The sequence below is a fragment of the Planktothrix sp. FACHB-1365 genome (assembly GCF_014697575.1).
Lineage (GTDB): Bacteria > Cyanobacteriota > Cyanobacteriia > Cyanobacteriales > Microcoleaceae > Planktothrix.
On the sequence record NZ_JACJSC010000003.1, the window covers coordinates 249,848 to 270,360 of the forward strand.

Below are 20,513 nucleotides of genomic sequence, written 5' to 3' on the forward strand. Positions count from 1 at the left end.
ATCTTATCTGTGTTCCCTAACGCGGATTTATGGCTTTCTTGGGATGTTTGTTTCAATTGTTAATATTATAGGAACACTTGGATTGTCTGAGATCGCAGCTTTGGCAAAAAATACTCAAAAGCCTTTTGTCCCTACCCAGGGTCTGTACTTCCCCGGAAACTGGGTTTCTAAACAAAGATTTTGATTTTATCCCTTTAAACTAGCTGAGAAACTGGGTTTCTGAGTTTGGGGGGTTAGCGATCGCAATGTTATATTCTATATTTTATTAAGGTATCGTTTTAACTCCACACAATCAGGAGTCTAGTATGCACTTAGTCCGAGTTCAAGTTCCTAATTTTCGGGCTTTAAATCAAGTCGATATTACCTTTGAAAAAGATTTTTTTCCTAAAATTTTCCCCCTAGGAAGTCAGAATGGAGGGGGAAAAAGTACACTGTTGCAATTAATTTTTGTCTTATTGCATTGTTCAGCGAATCCTGATCAATTTGATTTTATAAAGAATATTCTCTTAAATTTCGACATCCCTGAAGGTGATGATAATAGAATTATTGCAAAAATAGATATTGATGATCAGAGTAATTTAATTCAATTAATCTTTTTTTGTCAAAGACAGACTAAGAAACAAGAGTACAAGAATAACGGTTGTTTTTGGGAAGAAGAGCCCAGTATTATACCCATTGGTCAATATAATGATGAGAATGAAAATGATGAAAATGATGATGAGAATGATGAGGATGATGATTATAGGTTTGTTCGCAGAAGAAGAAATACAAGAAATAATCGAATCCTGCTTTGCCAAATTAAGGATAGTAAAAATCAATTAATAGAGGAAAACCAAAATAAAGATTTTTTGAAAAAAATTTCTGAACATATATTTTTAATTGCTCCATCAACACAAGTTTTCCTATTTCTTCCTCGCTCTACTACAGAACTTTTATTTAAAAATCCTAATAATCGAGGAAATTATTATTCTAAGTTAAATTCTGCCAAATCGGAACTTAATAACTTTTTTACTTATGATTTTTTAGCAGTTGAGGTTTTAATCGACTATTTTAAACTTGTTCGAGATCAAGACTTTAGAGAAGCTCTCAAAACAGCAGGTCAATATGGGAACCATTATAAGAGTTTACTCCAAGAACTCAATCAAGTCTTAATTGATAAAAAAATTAATCTTACTGAAGATTTTGAAGGCGTGACTTTTGAGTGGGAAAAGAATGGAAAAACTATCAAACTTAATCCTGAAGATCTGAGTCATGGTGAATTAAAACGTTTAACGATTTATACTTTACTTAAATATTATGAAATTAAAGATGCTATTGTTTTAATGGATGAAATTGAAATTGCATTACATCCAGATTGGCAATATCAAATTATTTCTGATTTAGAACAATGGGAACCTACTAACCAATATATTTTAGCAACCCACTCTTACGAATTATGTCAAGCATTAACCCCTGCTCACGTTAAAGAAATTGAACCCAAATTAATTAAAAATAAAGATTAATCTTAAGAAACATGAGTCTGAACCCAGAGGGATTACAAAAACATTGTGAAACGATTCTTCAATCTCGCAGAATTAAAAATAAAATTGTTATTCTATGTGAAGGGGATATTCCTAAACTTGAGGGTAGATCTTCACCACAAAGCTATAGTAAAATAGAGAAGATGCCTGATGCGAACTTTTATAAAGCTTGTGTTCCTCAAGGATGGAGTCAATACCGACCTCAATTTTTTAATTGTGGCGATCGCCAAGATGTGATTAATAGTTATTTTAGTTTATTAGATTTACATCAACAAGATCCGAGTAAATCCTATTTAGAACCCACAAAACTTTTTGCTATTGTTGATTTAGACCTTCAATCTAAAGAGATTGGTCATAATTATCAATTTCCCGATACCGAAACCATTTTTTATGACCTTTATCAAGGATTAAAAGTTAATCAGCAAACTGCACCCCAACATCGTATTTGGGTAACAGGCTTAATTCATAAAGAATCCTATTTTATTATACCTGAATTGCAAGAAACGTTTGATAGTTGTTTCATGCTTCCCGTTCCCCTTTATAAAGGAAACAATCTTTTACTGACAGATATCTATAAAGATATGGCTGAATTAATTAATCAAGATCCTGATTTAAAAAATCATCTAATAACTGCCTGTCAAAGAATTAACTATTGTCAAAGTTTAAACTGTACTGATGTTAATCAATTAAAAATATCTTGGATTCAGGAATTTAACTCTACCGTAGATGTCACTCGTAAAAATGAATTAATTTATGTGTTATTAACTTTAATAAAAGCCAAAAACTTTTGGCGTGAAATTGAACCGCCTCCTAATTGGAGTGGTTCAGCAGACAATTACAAAGAGCAATTGCTATTAAAGATAGGAAAATTTTATTCAGAACACAGTGATGCTGAATATCATCTGAGCGTTTTCTTTAAAATACTATATCAATATCAGGATTAATTTCTATAAAATTCTATATTGATAATAATCATTCTATCCCTCTCCTAAGAAACCGTATTTGCTTGGGAGAGAGATAATTCTAAAACCGCTTAAATTCGTGACGGAATGGGATTTTTTTAGAGGCTTGATTCTCCCCTATCAATTTAGACTACAAACTTTCGTTTTCCCGGTCTTCATAATCCTCAGAAGAAGTCGGATCTAATTCCCAGCGTTGATCATCTCGTTTTTCTAAAAATTCTGTTGTCCGAAGGGAAGAGCGATCGCGCATTTCTAAACCCACTGCGGCGGCAATTTCCTCTACAATATCTTGATCCGGTGTGGCGACCGTCCCGCCAACGGCTTCATCCCCAACAGCATTGGCTTGTTCAAAATTAGCATCAATATCTCCACCCGTTAAAATTGCACTGGCTTGATTAAATTGATCGCTTTGGCTTAAATGAGCGCGTCTACCCGCACGGTCAGTGGGTTGTCCTTGTAGTCCTGTTCCTAATGATTGGGTAATTTCTGGGGGTAAATCACTAATCATTTCTGGATCATCACTTTCATCAATTACATCATCATCATTAATATCCCAATTATCATCCGTATCATCAATCATTACCGTATTGAGTTCTTCGGGATCAACGGAAATTTCTATTAAACCAATTTCCTCCTCAATGCTTGCTAATTCTGCTAAGGTCGGTTCTTGATTTTGATTCAATTCAATCTCATCTTTAATCTCTTGAATTAAGTTTTGATTGTGAGGAAGTTGATTTTTTTTTCCTTTAGATGGGTGAGTTCGATTAGCCATGATGTTTTCCTGTTTATATATGCTATTTGCACGGTATCTGACTGAAGCTAGATTTAATAACTTCATAAAGATAGACTCCCACTTCTTCCCATTTAGGGATATCTCAACCTGAAAGAATTTTATGAAATTCTCGGAATACTTAATCTATTTATCTTGTATAAAAAAACATCTATCCCAAGTTATAAGATCTGAATTATAACTTGAATTTGATTAAAACTCTTCCTCAAGTTATAGAAGAAAACCCGAAACACAATTAATAATATAACTTTTGCTAGACGATGAGTTCTCTGTCCAAAGGTTAATGTATAAGCACGTTGATTATTGGCTAAAAAATACCGAATCAACAGATGCTGTTAATCAGGCATTACCTACATAAACTTCAAAGATTCAGACTTTTTAATTTTAGGAGAAGCTAAAAAAAATGGCATACACTGATGAATCCGGCCGAATTATTGATCATCCCGTTGCTGCGGGAACAGACTATCATGATCGTGTCCGTTGGGGCCCCATTTTTGCAGGTTTAGTTATTGCCATTGGAACTCAATTAATACTGAGTGGAATTGGTGCCGCCATTGGTTTAACTGGACTTGCCAACTCCGGCGCACCTCGTTCTAATGCGGGAGATACGGGAACAGCCGTTGGGATTTGGTCAATTATTAGTTTATTAATTGCTTTGTTTGTTGGGGGTTGGTTAATGGCTCGTGTTTGTGGGCCAATGAATCGTACCACCGCCCTCCTGAATGGTGCTATTTTGTGGGCTACGACCTTAGCAATTAGCGCTTGGTTGCTTTCAAGTGGGGTATCGGGTATTTTTGGCATTGTTGCGTCTAATGCTGGAGAAGTGATTAATCAAGTTCAAGAAGGCGGTGTCAATGTTCCGGCTAATAACCCCAATGTCACGGCACAGCAGGCTCAAGATATAGCCTCGAATGCAGCTAAAGCGAGTTGGGCATTTTCCTTTGGCTCTTTGTTAGGATTAATTTCAACTTTGGTTGGCTCATCCGTCGGTGTTCATAAACCCTATTCAGGCTCTACAGTCCAACCTGGAGTAGGTAGACCTTATGCTCGATAAAATTCCTTAGATTTTATGGTATTCAAACCCATGATTTTATCAACCCAGTTTCTATAAAAAGCTGGGTTTTTAATATTAATTTTTGATTTCCATCTTAAGGGTGAAGAAAGTAATTTTTAAATATGATTAACTTCTATATAAAGGGAGATCAATCATTGAAATTCAATGAATATTAAGCTTTAATGATTAAGGAATAATTGACTATGGTTTTACAAATTGGAGATAATTTACCCATTGGAAGTCTTCGTTGGGCGATCGCTGAAGGCTATATTCCCAACTATAGTAACGGCCCAGAGCCTCAATTTACCAGTCATGAAACGGCTTGTATTTTGAATACTTCTGATCAAGATGCTTATGTAAAAATCACCATTTATTTTAGCGATCGCGAACCCGTTGGCCCCTATTGTGTGACGGTTCCCGCAAGACGAACAAAACACCTACGATTTAACGATTTAACCGACCCTGAACCTATTCCCCGTGATACAGATTATGCCAGTGTATTTGAGTCGGATGTTCCGATTGTTGTCCAACATACTCGCCTCGATTCTCGACAGTCGGAAAACGCTTTACTCAGTACCATTGCGTATTCCTAGTTTTAGTTTTTTAGTTTCAGTAAAATCAAGTGATTATCCCTCATGGTTAAACAAAATTTTTGGTATAAAAATGCCATTATGTATTCCTTAGATGTCGAAACCTTTAAAGATGCTAATGGCGATGGGGTGGGAGATTTTGAAGGCTTAACGCAATGCTTAGATTATTTATCAGGATTAGGAATCACTTGTTTATGGTTATTACCCTTTTATCCTTCTCCCAATCGAGATAATGGTTATGATGTCATGGATTATTATAACGTTGATCCTCGTCTGGGAACTTTAGGGGATTTTGTCAAGTTTATTCATCAAGCTGAAAGTCAAGGAATTCGAGTGATTATTGATTTAGTCGTGAATCATACTTCTATTGAACATCCTTGGTTTCAAGATGCCAGAACTCATAAAAATTCTAAGTATCGAAATTATTATGTTTGGTCAGAACAACAACCCCCCAAAAATCAACCCGAATTAATTGCCTTTCCCACCATAGAAGATAATATTTGGGAATATGACGAAAAAGCAGAAGCTTATTATCTACATCATTTTTTTAAAGAACAACCCGATTTGAATATTTCTAACCCAGAAGTTCAAGAAGAAATCTGTAAAATTATGGGTTTTTGGTTAGAGTTGGGAGTTTCTGGGTTTAGAATTGATGCGGCTCCTTTTTTAATTAAAGGCGTGGGAATTAATGGAGAAACCCAAGAAGATTTACAACACTTTTTAGAGGAAATGCAAAATTTTGTGATCTCCCATCGCACGGACGGGGTGTTATTAGCAGAAGCAAATGTTCCCCCCAATAAAATTCCAATTTATTTTGGAAATGGGAATCGAATGCAGATTTTATTTAACTTTTTAGTTAATCAAGCGATGTTCCTAGCCTTGGTACGTCAAGAAGCATCAACATTGTGGCAAGGTTTAAAAGCATTACCCGATATTCCCGACACAGGAGAATGGTTAAATTTTGTTCGTCATCATGATGAATTAACTTTAGATGCGTTAAGTGAATCCGAACGTCAAGAAGTTTTTGAAGCCTTGGCACCCGAAAAAAATATGCAAATTTTTGGGCGAGGAATTCGCCGCAGACTTGCACCCATGATGAATGGAAATCGCAAAAAAATTGAACTGATTTATAGTTTAATGTTGAGTTTACCGGGAATTCCTTTATTACGTTATGGTGAAGAAATTGGTATGGGAGATGATCTATCTTTGCAGGGTCGCACTAGCGTCCGAACGCCGATGCAATGGTCAAATCAACCCAATGGAGGATTTTCTAATGCTCCGGCTGAAAATCTCACCCAACCTGTCATTAGTGAGGGGGAATATAGTTATCAATTAGTTAATGTTTGTGAACAACAACGTGATCCGAATTCCCTGATTAATTGGACAGAACGTTTAATCCGTATTCGCAAACAATGCCCCCAATTCGGTCAAGGAAAATGGCATTTACTAGAAACCGATCACCCTGCTGTCTTTGCTCACTGTTGCCAAGGCAAAGATGAATCTATTTTAGCATTGCATAATTTAGGGGATCAAGGTTGTAATATTACCCTAAAATCGAGTGAAAATTATCAATATTTAATGGATGTTTTTGGCGATCAATATTACGATCCTCTCGATCAAAGTTTGACTTTTATTCCTTTATCAGCTTATGGATATCGTTGGTTGAGAGTGAATCCAAAAAACTAAAATTATTATAGGGATAATTTATCATGGTTAAGATTGGTTATCATGCGTCCCACGAACAATTTAAACCCAGTGAATTGTTAAATTATGTTCAACAAGCCGAACTAGCGGGGTTTCATTTATCCTTATCTTCTGATCATTTTTATCCTTGGAGTGAAAAGCAAGGACAAAGTGGGTTTGCTTGGTCTTGGTTAGGGGCGGCAATGCAAGCCACACCGAATTTATCCTATCGAATTGTTTGCGCCCCAGGTCAACGATATCATCCGGCAATTATTGCCCAAGCTGCTGCAACTTTAGCGGAACTTTTTCCGAATCGATTTTGGTTAACCGTCGGTAGTGGTCAAGCGTTAAATGAACATATAACAGGGGATAAATGGCCTTGTAAAAGCGATCGCAATAGTCGTTTAAAAGAATGTGTTGATATTATTCGAGCTTTATGGGCGGGTGAAACCGTAACCCATCGAGGTTTAGTAACAATTGAAGAAGCAAAACTCTATACCCGTCCTGAAATTAATCCCTTAATAATTGGCGCTGCAATTACCGCTAAAACCGCCGAATGGTTAGGAAGTTGGGCTGATGGGTTAATTACTACATCTCGTCCCCCTGAACAATTAAAAGAAGTGGTTGATGCCTTTTATCGCGGAGGAGGAGAGGGAAAACCCATGATTTTAAAAGTGCAGTTATCCTATCATGCTAATGAAACCATTGCTAAACAAGGAGCGTTTGATCAATGGCGAAATAATATTTTTCAAAGTCTGGTTTTATCAGATTTAAAAAATCCTGAACAATTTGATGCACTGGGAGAATTTGTCACTTTAGAAGAAGTTGAAAACAATGTCCGAATTTCGTCTGATCTCAAACAACATATTAGCTGGTTAAAACAAGATATTAAACTAGGGTTTAATGAGATTATTTTACATAATGTTAATCGAGAACAGAAACAGTTTATTGAAGTATTTGGAAAAGAAATAATTCCGGTTTTAAGCTGATTAAAAGACAGTTAACCCGGTTTTAAAGAATCAGCAAAACAAGTATTTCGTCCTTGAGCTTTTGCTTGATATAGGGATTTATCTGCCCTTGAAAGAATATCCTCAAGACGTGTATCCTGGGGTTCAGAAATAGCGATTCCAATACTCACCGTCATTTGTAAATTATCCTTCTCCGTTGGGATAGATAAATTAGCAATTAAACGACAAATATCTTGGGCAATTTTAACTGCATCTTCGAGATTAGTATCTGATAATAAAATCACAAATTCTTCTCCCCCATAGCGTCCAAAATAATCTGCTTCTCTGAGGTAATTCCTAATTACTGATGTAAAAGTGATTAAAGCGCGATCACCCATGAGATGGCCATACTGATCATTAATTTGTTTAAAATGATCTAAATCTAATATCAATAAAGAAAATATTTTTCCCTGTTGAATTGATCGATTAAATTCGACTTCAGCCACTTTAAAGAAACTGCGACGATTTAAGATTTGGGTCAGGGAATCCAGTTGAGATAATTGTTCGATTTGTAACAAAGTGTTTTTTAAGATGTCGGTTGTATGTTTTAGGGTTAAATGAGTTTTGACCCGTGCTAACAATTCAGTTTTGATAAACGGTTTCGTAATAAAATCAACAGCCCCCATCTCAAAGGCATTAACTAAACTCTCTTCTTCATGACTAGCGGTGAGGAAAATAATCGGAATGTCTTCAAACTTGGGGTCACTTTTAATAACTTGACAAACCTCTAATCCATCCATTTCAGGCATCATTAAATCCAACAAAATTAAATCCGTTTGATTATTTTTTAGTCGATTTAACGCTTGAAAACCACTGGTTGCAAAGGTAGTATTATATCCGGCTTCAGTGAGCATTTGTCCGACTAATTTCAGATTTTGAGTAATATCATCAACAATTAAAATCAGAAAGTTTTCAGGAATAAATGTTTTGAGTGGCATAAATCAAAGTCCTTCTTTACAGTAAAGTTTTAACCTTTCTCGAATCTGAGGGAAATCCTCAATGGTTTGAGGAATTGTATTCCAATCAAACGCTTCTAATTGAGTTTCTAAAGTTTGTATATAATCTAATAAGGGTTGATATTGATACTGTTGCCCCCAGGCAGCCAGACGTTGAACAAAATGTTGTAAATCTCTGGTTCTTAATGTTTTTCGCAACGTATTCCAAACCTGTTCTTCTTCTTGTTGAAGTTGAAACAGGAGTTCTGTACACGCATCAGAACTGAGGAATAAAACAGGAGAAACCCCGGATTTTTCTTTCGGACTTTCTCTGTCAATCTCGGTATTTTCGGGAGAGCTTTGGTATATTAAATGTCGCTTCATTTCTCTGACTAATTGTGGCAAACTGACCGGCTTTCGCAAGAATCCTTGACAGAGTAATTGAACTTTTGCTTGCTCTTCACTTTGACAAGATGCGGTCAAAATCACAATCGGAATCTGTCGAGTTTTTTCATCTTGTTTGAGAAATTGAGCCACCATTTTTCCGTCCATCTCCGGCATCCGTAAATCCAGAAGAATTAAATCGGGTTGATGAACATTTGCCATCTGAATTGCTTGTTTCCCATTCTCTGCTAGAAATAATAAATGATGAGTTCCGGCAAAGTATCCTTGAATTAATTCTCGGTTAGATTGAACATCATCAACAACCAAAATTGTACTAGCTTGAAATTGGTTGAGATTGCGATCTTCACCAGAATTTAATTTCACCGAGATCGGATTTTTAGACTGAGCAATGTCGGGAAATACAAAAGTAAAAATACTGCCTCGTCGCAATTGGCTTTGAAGCAATATAATTCCCCCCATCATTTGAGTTAAGCGTTGAGTAATCGCCAATCCTAAACCGGTGCCTCCATACTTACGATTACTTTGTCCGGCACTTTGAACGAAGGCTTCAAAAATACGAGTCTGCTGATGGGGTGCAATCCCAATTCCTGTATCTTCAATCGCAATTTCTAACCAAACCTTTTCGCTATTGCAGGCACAATAGGTTTGAGTTCGTGCAGAAATGCTAATATATCCCTTTTCCGTGAACTTAAGAGCATTACCGACAACGTTAAATAAAATTTGACGTAATCGTATCTCATCAATATAAATCAATTCGGGGACATTATCTTCAATTTGGATGTGTAAAACTAACCCTTTTTCTGTGGCTTTATGGTTAAAAATGTTTTGAATTTCCTGAATCAGCACCCGTAAGTTAACAGGGCCATAATCGAGTTCCAGTTTCCCCGCCTCAATTTTAGACAAATCAAGAATATCATTAATTAAGGCCAGTAGAGTTCGACTAGCGGTGATTACAGCGTTTAAATAAGAGACGGATCTCGGTTCATGAACAACAGATTGTAGTAAATCTGTAAATCCTAAAATGGCATTCATGGGTGTACGAATTTCATGACTCATATTAGCCAGAAATTCACTTTTAGCTTGGTTTGCCATTTCTGCTTCCCGTCGAGCTTGTTCGAGAGCTATATTTTTTTGGGTTAGTTCTTGACTCCGACGGGTTTCTTGTTCGAGTAATGTGGCTAATTCTTGCTCTAAGCTTTTGCGATCGCTAATTTCAACTAAATATCCCAACATTTCCACGACATTTCCCGCTTCATCTCGAATTTTCCTTAACTGTGTTAAAAACCAGCTATAAGTTCCATCTGCTTTCAACCACCGATATTCATGAACATAATAATCCTCAGTGAATTTTGTTGCTAAGTTGGTTAAAACCCACTCTACATCATCAGGATGAATCTGTTGAATCCAGAAGCTCGAATCTTCTAAAAAAATTTGAGGTTCAAAACCAACAATTTCTTTAACATTTTCACTGATAAAAGTAATCGGATAATTACCTTCTGGTTTGCAACTTAAAATAACAATGGGAGAATAATTGAGCAGGAAATTTAAGCGATCGCTGGTTTCATTTAATTCTAATTCGGTTTTTTTGCGATCGCTGACATCCAAAATCACCCCTCGCCAAGCAATATCTCCATTGTCTCGATATTCAGGACGGGAAGCTTCTGCAATCCATTTTATATCCCCATTGGGCATTTGATATCGCAACTCATAAAACAGGGGGGTGAGGGTGGCTGCACTGTTTACAATTGCTATTCGATGTCTCTGGAGATCTTCGTGATGAAACCCGGGTTCTAAAAGTTTATGATTGTTCATTAATTCCAGGGCTGTTAAGCCAAAGACTTCAAAGCAACCATCACTAATATATTCCAAACAACCAGAACCATCGGGGCGTTTAATATAGGTAAAAATTGCGCCTGGAATATTATCAGCAACGGCTTTTAACTGTTCTTCTCGTTGACGTAGAGTTTCTTCCATGCGTTTGCGATCGCCAATATCAAAGGTCATACCTAAAATTTGTTGAACCTCTCCGTTATCATCTAAAAGGGGAACGTATTTGATAATCACGATATAAGGTTCTAGTCCCTCCATTTGCAATGTAAATTCTCCAATTTGTACGGTTTTGGTCGCAATTGCATGATCAAGTAAGGGCAGATATTTAGAATAAACATCCGGGGGGTAAACATCTTCATCTCGACGACCGATGAAGTTTTCTATGGGAATTTTTGTGCATTCTGAGGTTCGTTGATTGACATACTCAAATCGACGTTCTGAATCATAAATTACAAAGACATCAGGAGCGTGTTGCACTGTTAAAGCAAATAGTTCTTCATTGTGTTTCAGTGCATTTTCGGCTTCTTTGAGATCCGTTAAATCTTGAATACTGCCAACAATTCCACAAATCGTTTTCTGTTCATCTAAATAGGGGGTATAGGTACGCCTCAAATATCGTTTTTTAACAGGATCAATATCCACCCATAAATCATCTTGAAGGGCTTCCCCGATTAAACATTGATCCAGAGAAGGTTTAATGGTTTGCTCAAAAAAATTAGTCCCTAAAACCTCAGAAACAGAATGACCAATCACCTTTTCTAAGGGTCGATCTATCAATTTTAAGTAAGCGGGATTAGCCACTTGATAAATATAGTTCTGATCCAGTAAACAAATCGCATCTCCAGTGGTTTCAACAATGCGTTCATATCGTCTTAGGGATTCTTCATAACGTTTGCGATCGCTAATATCTTCAACAAGATAGGAAAACCGAGGACGATCATTTTCCGATAAACCAATATAAGACACCGTTGCTGATAACCATTTCTTTTTCCCATCAGGTTGATCATATTGACACTCAAATTTGACGGGTTTTCCTAAACGTTGACTTTCTCGATAATGATTCATCCAATGTTGAAGCAACGGGTAATTTATCCCCAATTGACTAACAAATTTATGCTGAATTTCCTCATTTTTTTTCCCTAAAAATTGAGCCGTTGCTAAATTGACTGAAAGATATAAAACATCCGTTTCAAATAGTTCAACAACACCCATCATCATTGGAGAAGAATTATAAAAACTATTCAGAATTTCTTGTTGGTGTTTTAAAGCCGTTTGGGTTTCTTGACTGCGCTCTAATTCTTGCCTTAATCGTTCATTGGTTTGTGCTAATTCAGCCGTTCGTTCTTGAACTTTGGCTTCTAATTCTCGATTGGCTTGTTGAATTTGCTCTAGTAACGTCGCGTGTTGAATTCCTAAAGCAACATGAACTGATAAATTTTCCAAAAATTCTATTTCTTCGGGTTCCCATGACTGAATTATACTAAAATTCTGAGCAATTAATCTACCCCATAGCTGGTTTTCAAATCGAATTTCAACAGCTAAATCTGAATCAGAATTGTGATAGATGACCCCTGCATCGAGAAGTGAGTATTGGGGGCTTTCTACAGATTCAACAATGACTCTTCGATAACCATCGGCTTCAAATTTTTCAATGATCACGCGATCGCATTCTAACAATTGCCGAACTTCTGTCACCGTTGTCTTCAAAATTAGATCTAAACTTAAAGAAGCTCGAATTCGTAAAGCGGTATCCGTTAAAAGCTGATGTCTTTGACTTTGTTCTTTGAGTCTTTTGGTATGAATTGTAACTTCTTTTTTTAAATTAAAATTAATACTATTTAAAAGATTTATTTTTTCATCCTGGACTTTTTCAAGCTGTTTTTTTAAAAGAGAGATAACCGTTTGTAATTCATTCAAATCAATCGCTTGTAAAATCGTAGTTTGAGTGACCAAACCCGCTAAATATCCTTGCTCATCCGCCACCACTAACCGCCGAATTCTATGGTGCTGCATGGATTGATGAGCATCCCAAAGAGACGCTTTGGGACTAATAAATAATAAGGGCTGACTCATGACTTGTTCTGCTTCTAACTGACTTAAATCCAGTTCCAAAGCTTGAAGATTTAAGATATCTCGTTCGGTTAAGATTCCCAAAGGACGAATTTTTTCAGGGGTGAATTTGTCTCCAATTACCACACAACTCACTTGATGCTCTGTCATGAGTTGTGCTAACTTTAAAACACTGGTTTTTCGAGAGCCACCAATCACAGTGTTCACCATGACATCTCGAATCGATTGACATTTCAAAATATCGGCTGGTTGCAAGATACCACGAATACTATGAGGCGTTACAATTCCCACAGGTTGTCCTGTTTCATTCACAATCGGTAAATGACGAATCCGATGTTGGCGTAGAATTGAAATCACCTGTAAGGGTTCTTGAATCTCCCGTTCTTGATAGGTAATTAACTGTCGGGTCATTACCTGGGAAACAGGAATATGGTGCAAATTTTGTCTCTGGGTTGCCAATTTTACACAGTCTCGTTCTGTGAGTAAACCGACTAATTGTTGATGGTCTAACACCAAAACACAACTGGGATAGGTTGATTGTTGGTCAGGTTCTGACTGTCCATTCCTCGCTTTCCGGGGATTTTGAGTCATCTGTTGAACAACATCAAAAATAGAAGTATCGGGAGAAACAACCCAAAAATCACGCTCAATATAATCGTTAGAAATGGGAAATGTAACTTCTTCTGAAACTACCATTGTCTCCTGACCCCCTTTGAAACAAAAATGGGCTTGATCGTGAATCTTCCTTTATTATGGAATAAGAATTCAGTGATCTACACCATTTCTGTTCCAATTAAAGTTAATTCTTCAACGCAATAGAGATTAATTCTTCAACATTACTCACTGGAAAAATTTCCGTTTCCAGTTGTTCTGCGAGTTCCGCTACGGTCATATCATCCAGAAACACAGGTTCTCCTTGTTTTAACATCACCGAGGGTAATAAAATCCCATCCCCTAATGGTTTTCCCTTTAATCCTTGCAGCAAATCTTGTCCGGTTAATAGACCTGTAACCGTAATCTCTTGACCCCAATATTGACTCGCTAAAGCCACCAAATTCACCGTTAGTCCTGAAATGTCATTTAAGGAGTTTAACAAGGGTTGAAAGGCTTTTTCAACGGCATTTCCGACCACCCAAGTGAACTGACGGGGAATGGAACAAGATTGAATTGGGTGTTGTCTAACGGTTTGTTCAAATTCTTTAATAAATTTGCGAATAGAACCTACCCCATTACCAATTTGAGGATAATCTTGATAATGGGATTCAGGGGGTAATTCTGCACCTGCAATTAAAAAGAGTTCATCCGCAATCCAAACACAAGTAGAACCCAATTCTTGTTGAAATTTTTGTTGTAAATTTTGAACTTGAGTAATAATTTCTTGAGCTTTTTCAGGCGTAACTGGAATTAATTCATCTTCGGGAGGACGAAACCGAGTTAACCCCACAGGAACCACCGCGACGGAAGCAACGGTTGGGATTCTACCGCGATGAAATTGAGCTAAATCTAAGAGGGTTTGTTCGAGGTGTTGACCATCATTAATCCCTGGACAAACCACCACTTGAGCATGAATTTGTAAACGATTCTTTTTAAACCATTTTAACTGATCTAGGATTTGACCCCCACGGGGATTTTTTAATAAGCGAATTCTGACTTCGGGTTCGGTGGCGTGAACGGAAACATACAACGGAGAAAGGCGTAGTTGAGCGATTCTATCCCATTCTCGTTGAGATAAATTAGTTAAGGTTAAATAGGAACCATACAAAAAGCTCAAGCGATAATCATCATCTTTTAAATATAAGGTTTCTCGTTTTCCGGGGGGTTGTTGATCAATAAAACAAAACGGACAGCGATTATTACATTGAATTAATCCATCAAATAAAGCGGATTCAAACTCTAAGCCTAAATCTTGATCATAGTCTTTTTCAATTTCAAGTTCATGGGTTTTCCCAAATCGATCTAAAACTTCTAATTCTAAAATTTCATCAGCACATAAAAATTGATAATCGATTAAATCACGAGGTTGTTGTCCGTTAATTGAAATAATGGCATCTCCAGGTTCAAAGCCAATTTCTTCAGCAATAGAATCAGGTAATACAGTTGTAATTTTAGCAGGACGAATCATGTTATAGCAGGGAACAGGATGGAATATCTCTACATTGTAAACCAGTCGCGCAAACAGGGTTAGGATGTAGGCTAATACAACACACTAAGACAGTAAAATCTTCTTCTTGCTCTTCCCTGTTTCCTGTTTTATGTTCCCTGTTCCCTGTTCCCTACTAATTCTAAATATTCTTTAACGCACCTCCCCACACAGCAGCTAAAATCATGACTCCAAAAGCAAGACGATACCAAACAAAAATCCAGGTACTTTTGCTTTGTAAATAACGAATTAACCAAGCAATGGATAAATAGGAAAAAATGGCGGCGGAAATTAAACCTACCAACAGAGGAAAGATTGGTATATTCCCTATTCCATCAACCAACACCGTTTTTAATTCTACAATTCCCGCTAAAGTAATTGCTGGAATTCCTAATAAAAAGGAAAATCGGGCGGCGGTTGCTCGTTCTAAACCGATAAATAATCCAGCCGTAATGGTAGATCCAGATCGAGATACTCCGGGAATTAAGGCTAAGGCTTCGGCTAATCCCATTAATACCCCATCTCGGACTTTTAGCTGTTCAAAATCTCGTTTTCTAGTTCCTATATTTTCGGCTAATCCTAATAAGAATGCCATCCCAATAGAAGCGAATGCAATTACTACCATACTCCGCAAAGGAGAGTTATCATAATCAGGAATTAAAAGTTTAATTAACAATCCAAAAAAGACAATTGGAATGGTTCCTAACGCAATCCCTAACGCTAAACGAAAGTCTACAGACTCATAATCCTTTTTCTGAATCGCTTGCCATGATCCCAGGACAACTTGAACTAAATCTTGCCAAAAAAACCACACCACTGCCACAATACTACCTAACTGAATAATGGCTGTAAATGCAATACCGGGATCTCCCCAACCTAACATAACTGGAATGACTTTTAAATGGGCGGTACTGCTAATGGGTAAAAATTCCGTTACTCCTTGAATCAATCCTAAAAAGAATGCCTCTATTATATTAATATCGGAACCGATTGAAGCCGAAGATGCCGTTTGAGCCAATACATCTGCTGCTCCTAAATTCAAAAATAAATCAGGTGTAAAAATCATAGAATACCAACTCAATAACATCTGATTACACATCACAAGTCCTAATTTCCCTTAATGTGGGAAATTTCAGGATGCAATCTATAGACCCATCAAATAATAGCCTGATTGGCTAATCGATGAACTTTGATCTCAAAAACACCCTAGCCCAACTTTAACAGCCAATTGTCATTTGTTCATAAGAAGTTATTTAAAAAAAGCAGGCTTTTATTTAAGGGAGGGTTAAAATCAGAATTCTAAGAGAATTCTACAGGATGCTGTCCATAATAAGGCAATGCTTCAGACCAGTGAGAATGCTTTCCCCATTTCCAGTCTAAATATCCTAATTCTAATAATTGCATTGCGGTTTCTCCTAATCCTGCTTCTACCTTTACCCGATGATAGGGAATTTGCCAAGATGCTAAGGTTTGTTCCCACTGCTGAGAGGACATTACACAATCCGCTAATTGGGGAATTAACCCGGAATTGGTTTCTGGATTTCGACCATAAATTGCCACAAAAAGTTGACCTCGTTGTGCTCGCATTTCTAATGCTATCACTAAGTTTTTATCCTGATTTTCTATGCGTTGAAGTTGTTCTTTCCAGGCGATCGCCGCTAAACTAGAAATGGCAAAAACTGGAATATTTAACTGTTGAGCTAAGGTGCGGGCTGTAACAACTCCAATCCGAGTTCCAGTAAAACTTCCTGGGCCTTTCGCCACTGCAATCCATCCTAAATCTGACCAAGTTTGGGGTTGAATAAACTCTAATAAATAGTGATGCAGATGGGTGGATAAATCCCGTCCTATCGCCCAGGATTGACAGCGCTGAACGTCTTGAAAATTACTGATGGCTAATCCCAGGTCAGGACTACTGGTGTGAATGGCTAAACCATAAACGGGTTGAGAGGAAATCGGTTGCACAGGGTCTAATTAAGAAGGATTGCGGGAAAAAAAGATGGGCATGGAAATAAACAAGCCCGCTAGGATTATACCAAACATTCCGTCCGCCCAAATCCTTAAATTTAACCAGCCAAACATTAAAAATAGAGTGGTAATCGTTGCAAACAGTTGATTTAGTTGCAGAGTATTGGTGTGAGTGACTTGATGTTTAACACCCCAAAATCCTCCCGCAATCACTAAAGCCATGATGGGTTTTAAGATAATAATTTTATCGCTAAAGATAAAGATAATCATGGCAACCATTAACAGATCAAGCCAGAATTCTTTCTTTTTAATTTGCTGGCTCCAAAATGTTCGAGTTGTCAATTGAAACAAATTCCAAAGAAACTTCTGATTCTGAAATCGGATCATTTGATTTCTAATTTTTGTCTTTCGATCTAGTTTTAACGAAGATGTCCATTCAGGAACATTTTGATTATTCACTCGCCCTAAAAGTTTGACTTTCTCAAGATTATTGATTTGGCAATAGGTTAATTCATATCCGATAATTGGAACTAACTCTTTATATTTTACAGAGCGATTTTTATCTCGATTTAAAACAATCGTTAACTGATTGATATGGTTTTGATTGACGCTCACCTGAATAATCCCATAGGGCTCTAAACGCTTTTGAAGAATTCCTGAAATTAGGTTAATTTTATTTAAGAGTTTTGGTGGGGGTAATTCAGGAACTTTTTCTTCAGAAACCGCAGGTTCAGAAACATCAGAAATATTCGGAATAGAAGCAGAAGGCTGAATAAATTCAGGCTGTTCTGGTAAGGGTTTAAATCCCGTTTCAGGATTTATTTTTAATCCCGGCATTACTGGAACATAATCCGGTTTAGGATTAATTTGGCGTAAAATTGCTGCCGCCGAATTGTAACGATTACGGGTTGCACCCTGCAACATTTTATCTAAAATATATCCTAATTCATCACTGACAGGCGCTTTTAAATAATCTCGCCAAACCCAATTTCCTTCTGCACTATCAAATAAATCAAAGGGAGGAACATTAGTTAGTAAATGAATACAAGTCACTCCTAAACTATATAAATCACTGGAAAAAACAGCTTTCCCCATTAATTGTTCTGGGGCAGTATAGGCGGCACTTCCAATCATGGTTCCGGTTTTAGGTAACATTCCCCCAGTGACTAATTTAGCAGCCCCAAAATCTACTAAAACTAAATTTCCAATCGGTTTTTTCGTATTAAAACGACGAATAATATTTTCGGGTTTAATATCTCGATGGATGACTTTATTCTCATGAACAAACTGCAAAATAGGTAGCAAATCTTTTAAAATAAACCATATTTTTTCTTCAGTAAATACTCCTTTTTCTTGTAATTCTTGAGCTAAATTTTTTCCTTCAATAAATTCTTGAACTAAATATTGATAGCCATCTTGTTCAAAATAACCTAACTCTGTGGGAATTTGGGGATGTTGCCCCAAGATTTTTAATTGTTTAGCTTCTTGTTCAAATAATTCTGTGGCTTTTCTCGCATTTCTTCCTTGAGGAAAAAATTGTTTAATCACACAATAAGGTGTTAAGGGTTGACTCTCATCAACCACTAAAAATGTCCGACCAAATCCCCCCTGTCCAATTAATTGAATCCCTCGATAAACAACAGACTCAGCTTGATCAGAAACAGAACTCAACAATAATTTAGAACCACAATTTTGACAGAACTTGCCATCAGCCAAATTCTGCGGATTAGAACAATTCGGATTAAAACAATAACTCATTTTTTATAGAATGGAACAGGGAATTACGAATTACGAATTACGAATTACGAATGGGAAGAGTTTTATTAAAAACTAACAAAGCCAACAGTTAAAACTCAACCATTAACTGATAACTGATAATGCGGATATTTGATGACTGTTTAAGTTGGAACTAACTCCCCTGGTCTTAATTTCGCCCATTTACCCTTTTCTTCTTTAAAACTCAAACATCCGACTACATCCCATTCCATTTCAATTTCATAGTCGTTAGGGGTGCGGATATTGACGTTAATGGTGGGTTCGGTGGGTTCAAAGGTGGGGTTATCCGTCAAATGGCGTTCTTGATGCTGGGTTTCTACGGCGTGGTAGGTGGTACAGCGATCAACATAATGACAATTCACACAAATACACATGATTTTATTCCTCGGTGATTGCCAAGGGTGAAACTTGTCCATCCCTTTGATGCTAATTTAGCGTAGGTAGGCCTTAACCTGCTTGACAATCTCATTGATTTTTGTTGCAATGCCTGAAGCTTTAGCCGATGTCTTCTCTCCCGTTACTTGGCCGTTTGAACTCAGTGATTTACCTCAACCAGTTTATTTAGTTGGGGGTGCAGTTCGAGACGGGTTAATAGGTCGTACAGTCACTATTTTAGATTTAGATTTTGTCCTCTTACAAGATGCGGTAAAAACGGCACGCACCCTGGCTGAACAATATGAGGCTGGGTTTGTTTTGTTGGATGCTCAACGGCATATTGCACGGGTTGTGTTTGGCAAAGTAACAGTTGACTTTGCTCAAGCACAAGGAAATAGTTTAGAGCAAGATTTACGCCGACGGGATTTTACGATCAATGCGATCGCTTTTGATCCGTTTACCCAAACCTTTATTGATCCTAACAAAGGTCAAGAGGATTTACAACGGCGTTTAATTAAAATGATTTCTCCAGAAAATTTACAAGATGATCCGTTACGATTATTAAGAGGATATCGTCAAGCTGCCCAATTAGGATTTGAAATCGAAGATCAAACCCAAGCGGCTATTCAAGAATTTGCACCGTTGTTAAGTCGGGTTGCCGTCGAACGCATTCGCACCGAGTTAGTTTATTTATTAAATACCCCAAATGCAACAAATTTGCTCCAACAAGCTTGGGAAATTGGTTTACTTTCTCCTTATTTTAAAACTGGAAATCAGCAGTTTCAGCGATTATCTCAAATAGATTTATCCGCGATAAAATTAGGAGAAATTTACCCTAGAATTTTACTTGAATTATCTCAAGAATTAAGTTATACTATAAAAATATCCCGTTTGGCGATCGCAAAATTAACTTGTTTATTAAATCAAGATTTAACTGTAGCCGAATCAGAATTATTACAGTTAAAATTTAGTAAATTAGAATTAAGAAGCACGATAGGGATTTTAAAAGGTTTATCTCAATTGTCTTTATTAAAAAGCAGAGAATTATCCTTAAAAGAACAATATTTTTTATTCCAGAATTTAGGATTATTATTTCCATCCTTAATTGTAAGTGCAATAGCCGATGGATTTTCCTTAGATAGTCTTGCTCCTTTAATGAATCGTTATGTAAACCCCAATGATCCTGTTGCTCATCCCCAACTGTTATTAACAGGAAATGAATTAATGGAAGCGTTAAATTTACGTTCGAGTCCTAAAGTTGGAGAACTTTTATTAGAGATTCAGTTAGGACAAATTGAAGGAAAAATTACAACCATTGAAGAAGCGATCGCGTATGCTCAACAATTATTATAGCAAATCTAAAGGGATTGTACAATCAGAATTTCAGGAGGATTTATCTCAAACAATG

The 20,513-nt window shown here is 36.9% G+C and carries 15 protein-coding genes; 7 read left to right on the plus strand and 8 right to left on the minus strand.

Annotated elements, in window-relative coordinates; all coding sequences use genetic code 11:
* The first annotated feature begins 305 nt into the window (after positions 1 to 305).
* Both H6G57_RS07005 and H6G57_RS07010 read left to right on the plus strand, forming a co-directional pair.
* The gene (locus H6G57_RS07005) at positions 306 to 1,502 is read left to right on the plus strand and encodes an AAA family ATPase (protein WP_190517149.1); all 1,197 of its coding nucleotides are present in this window, start codon (positions 306 to 308) and stop codon (positions 1,500 to 1,502) included.
* Between the two features lie 11 nt (positions 1,503 to 1,513).
* Complete coding sequence (locus H6G57_RS07010; RefSeq protein WP_190517150.1) at positions 1,514 to 2,464, plus strand: hypothetical protein; 951 nt, start codon at positions 1,514 to 1,516, stop codon at positions 2,462 to 2,464.
* 148 nt (positions 2,465 to 2,612) lie between these two features.
* Here the strand turns inward: H6G57_RS07010 and H6G57_RS28885 are convergent, their stop codons facing one another.
* On the minus strand, positions 2,613 to 3,254 hold the full coding sequence (locus tag H6G57_RS28885) for a DUF6335 family protein (RefSeq protein ID WP_242048890.1): 642 nt from the start codon (positions 3,252 to 3,254) through the stop codon (positions 2,613 to 2,615).
* A gap of 421 nt (positions 3,255 to 3,675) precedes the next feature.
* Here H6G57_RS28885 and H6G57_RS07020 point away from each other — a divergent pair, with 421 nt between their 5' ends.
* The 4 genes from H6G57_RS07020 (at position 3,676) to H6G57_RS07035 (ending at position 7,588) form a co-directional block, all read left to right on the plus strand.
* Complete coding sequence (locus H6G57_RS07020) at positions 3,676 to 4,326, plus strand: hypothetical protein (protein WP_190517152.1); 651 nt, start codon at positions 3,676 to 3,678, stop codon at positions 4,324 to 4,326.
* Between the two features lie 203 nt (positions 4,327 to 4,529).
* Positions 4,530 to 4,919 carry a sensory rhodopsin transducer gene (locus H6G57_RS07025; protein ID WP_190517153.1) on the plus strand — a complete coding sequence of 130 codons (390 nt, stop codon included), beginning with the start codon at positions 4,530 to 4,532 and terminating at the stop codon, positions 4,917 to 4,919.
* A gap of 42 nt (positions 4,920 to 4,961) precedes the next feature.
* Positions 4,962 to 6,602 (plus strand): alpha-amylase family protein, encoded by a 1,641-nt coding sequence (locus H6G57_RS07030; protein ID WP_190517155.1) that lies wholly within the window; start codon positions 4,962 to 4,964, stop codon positions 6,600 to 6,602.
* Between the two features lie 23 nt (positions 6,603 to 6,625).
* Positions 6,626 to 7,588: a TIGR03885 family FMN-dependent LLM class oxidoreductase gene (locus tag H6G57_RS07035; RefSeq protein WP_190517157.1), complete on the plus strand. Its 963-nt coding sequence runs from the start codon at positions 6,626 to 6,628 to the stop codon at positions 7,586 to 7,588.
* An 11-nt stretch (positions 7,589 to 7,599) separates the two neighbouring features.
* Here the strand turns inward: H6G57_RS07035 and H6G57_RS07040 are convergent, their stop codons facing one another.
* The 7 genes from H6G57_RS07040 to H6G57_RS07070 form a co-directional block, all read right to left on the minus strand.
* Positions 7,600 to 8,544, minus strand: a complete 945-nt coding sequence (locus H6G57_RS07040; protein ID WP_190517158.1) for a diguanylate cyclase — start codon at positions 8,542 to 8,544, stop codon at positions 7,600 to 7,602.
* A 3-nt stretch (positions 8,545 to 8,547) separates the two neighbouring features.
* Positions 8,548 to 13,542, minus strand: coding sequence for a PAS domain S-box protein (locus H6G57_RS07045; RefSeq protein ID WP_190517160.1), 4,995 nt, complete (start codon positions 13,540 to 13,542; stop codon positions 8,548 to 8,550).
* A 103-nt stretch (positions 13,543 to 13,645) separates the two neighbouring features.
* On the minus strand, positions 13,646 to 14,968 hold the full coding sequence (locus H6G57_RS07050) for a TIGR03279 family radical SAM protein (RefSeq protein WP_190517162.1): 1,323 nt from the start codon (positions 14,966 to 14,968) through the stop codon (positions 13,646 to 13,648).
* A gap of 160 nt (positions 14,969 to 15,128) precedes the next feature.
* The gene (locus H6G57_RS07055; RefSeq protein ID WP_199314035.1) at positions 15,129 to 16,052 is read right to left on the minus strand and encodes an undecaprenyl-diphosphate phosphatase; all 924 of its coding nucleotides are present in this window, start codon (positions 16,050 to 16,052) and stop codon (positions 15,129 to 15,131) included.
* Positions 16,053 to 16,285: 233 nt separating this feature from the next.
* A complete protein-coding gene (tsaB, locus tag H6G57_RS07060) occupies positions 16,286 to 16,951 on the minus strand; it encodes a tRNA (adenosine(37)-N6)-threonylcarbamoyltransferase complex dimerization subunit type 1 TsaB (RefSeq protein WP_309235756.1) in 666 nt (221 codons plus the stop codon).
* Between the two features lie 9 nt (positions 16,952 to 16,960).
* Positions 16,961 to 18,712: a serine/threonine-protein kinase gene (locus tag H6G57_RS07065; protein WP_190517164.1), complete on the minus strand. Its 1,752-nt coding sequence runs from the start codon at positions 18,710 to 18,712 to the stop codon at positions 16,961 to 16,963.
* A 140-nt stretch (positions 18,713 to 18,852) separates the two neighbouring features.
* Entirely contained in the window at positions 18,853 to 19,104 is a 252-nt protein-coding gene (locus H6G57_RS07070) for a Ycf34 family protein (protein WP_190517165.1), read from the minus strand.
* A gap of 109 nt (positions 19,105 to 19,213) precedes the next feature.
* Between H6G57_RS07070 and H6G57_RS07075 the strand changes: the two genes are divergently transcribed.
* Positions 19,214 to 20,458, plus strand: a complete 1,245-nt coding sequence (locus H6G57_RS07075; RefSeq protein WP_190517167.1) for a CCA tRNA nucleotidyltransferase — start codon at positions 19,214 to 19,216, stop codon at positions 20,456 to 20,458.
* The last annotated feature ends 55 nt before the right edge of the window (positions 20,459 to 20,513 follow it).

Coding starts and splice junctions, on each gene's coding strand:
- H6G57_RS07005 (WP_190517149.1), top strand. CDS start 306: ATGCACTTAGTCCGAGTTCAAGTTCCTAATTTTCGGGCTTTAAATCAA.
- H6G57_RS07010 (WP_190517150.1), top strand. CDS start 1,514: ATGAGTCTGAACCCAGAGGGATTACAAAAACATTGTGAAACGATTCTT.
- H6G57_RS28885 (WP_242048890.1), bottom strand. CDS start 3,254: ATGGCTAATCGAACTCACCCATCTAAAGGAAAAAAAAATCAACTTCCT.
- H6G57_RS07020 (WP_190517152.1), top strand. CDS start 3,676: ATGGCATACACTGATGAATCCGGCCGAATTATTGATCATCCCGTTGCT.
- H6G57_RS07025 (WP_190517153.1), top strand. CDS start 4,530: ATGGTTTTACAAATTGGAGATAATTTACCCATTGGAAGTCTTCGTTGG.
- H6G57_RS07030 (WP_190517155.1), top strand. CDS start 4,962: ATGGTTAAACAAAATTTTTGGTATAAAAATGCCATTATGTATTCCTTA.
- H6G57_RS07035 (WP_190517157.1), top strand. CDS start 6,626: ATGGTTAAGATTGGTTATCATGCGTCCCACGAACAATTTAAACCCAGT.
- H6G57_RS07040 (WP_190517158.1), bottom strand. CDS start 8,544: ATGCCACTCAAAACATTTATTCCTGAAAACTTTCTGATTTTAATTGTT.
- H6G57_RS07045 (WP_190517160.1), bottom strand. CDS start 13,542: ATGGTAGTTTCAGAAGAAGTTACATTTCCCATTTCTAACGATTATATT.
- H6G57_RS07050 (WP_190517162.1), bottom strand. CDS start 14,968: ATGATTCGTCCTGCTAAAATTACAACTGTATTACCTGATTCTATTGCT.
- H6G57_RS07055 (WP_199314035.1), bottom strand. CDS start 16,052: ATGATTTTTACACCTGATTTATTTTTGAATTTAGGAGCAGCAGATGTA.
- H6G57_RS07065 (WP_190517164.1), bottom strand. CDS start 18,712: ATGAGTTATTGTTTTAATCCGAATTGTTCTAATCCGCAGAATTTGGCT.
- H6G57_RS07070 (WP_190517165.1), bottom strand. CDS start 19,104: ATGTGTATTTGTGTGAATTGTCATTATGTTGATCGCTGTACCACCTAC.
- H6G57_RS07075 (WP_190517167.1), top strand. CDS start 19,214: ATGCCTGAAGCTTTAGCCGATGTCTTCTCTCCCGTTACTTGGCCGTTT.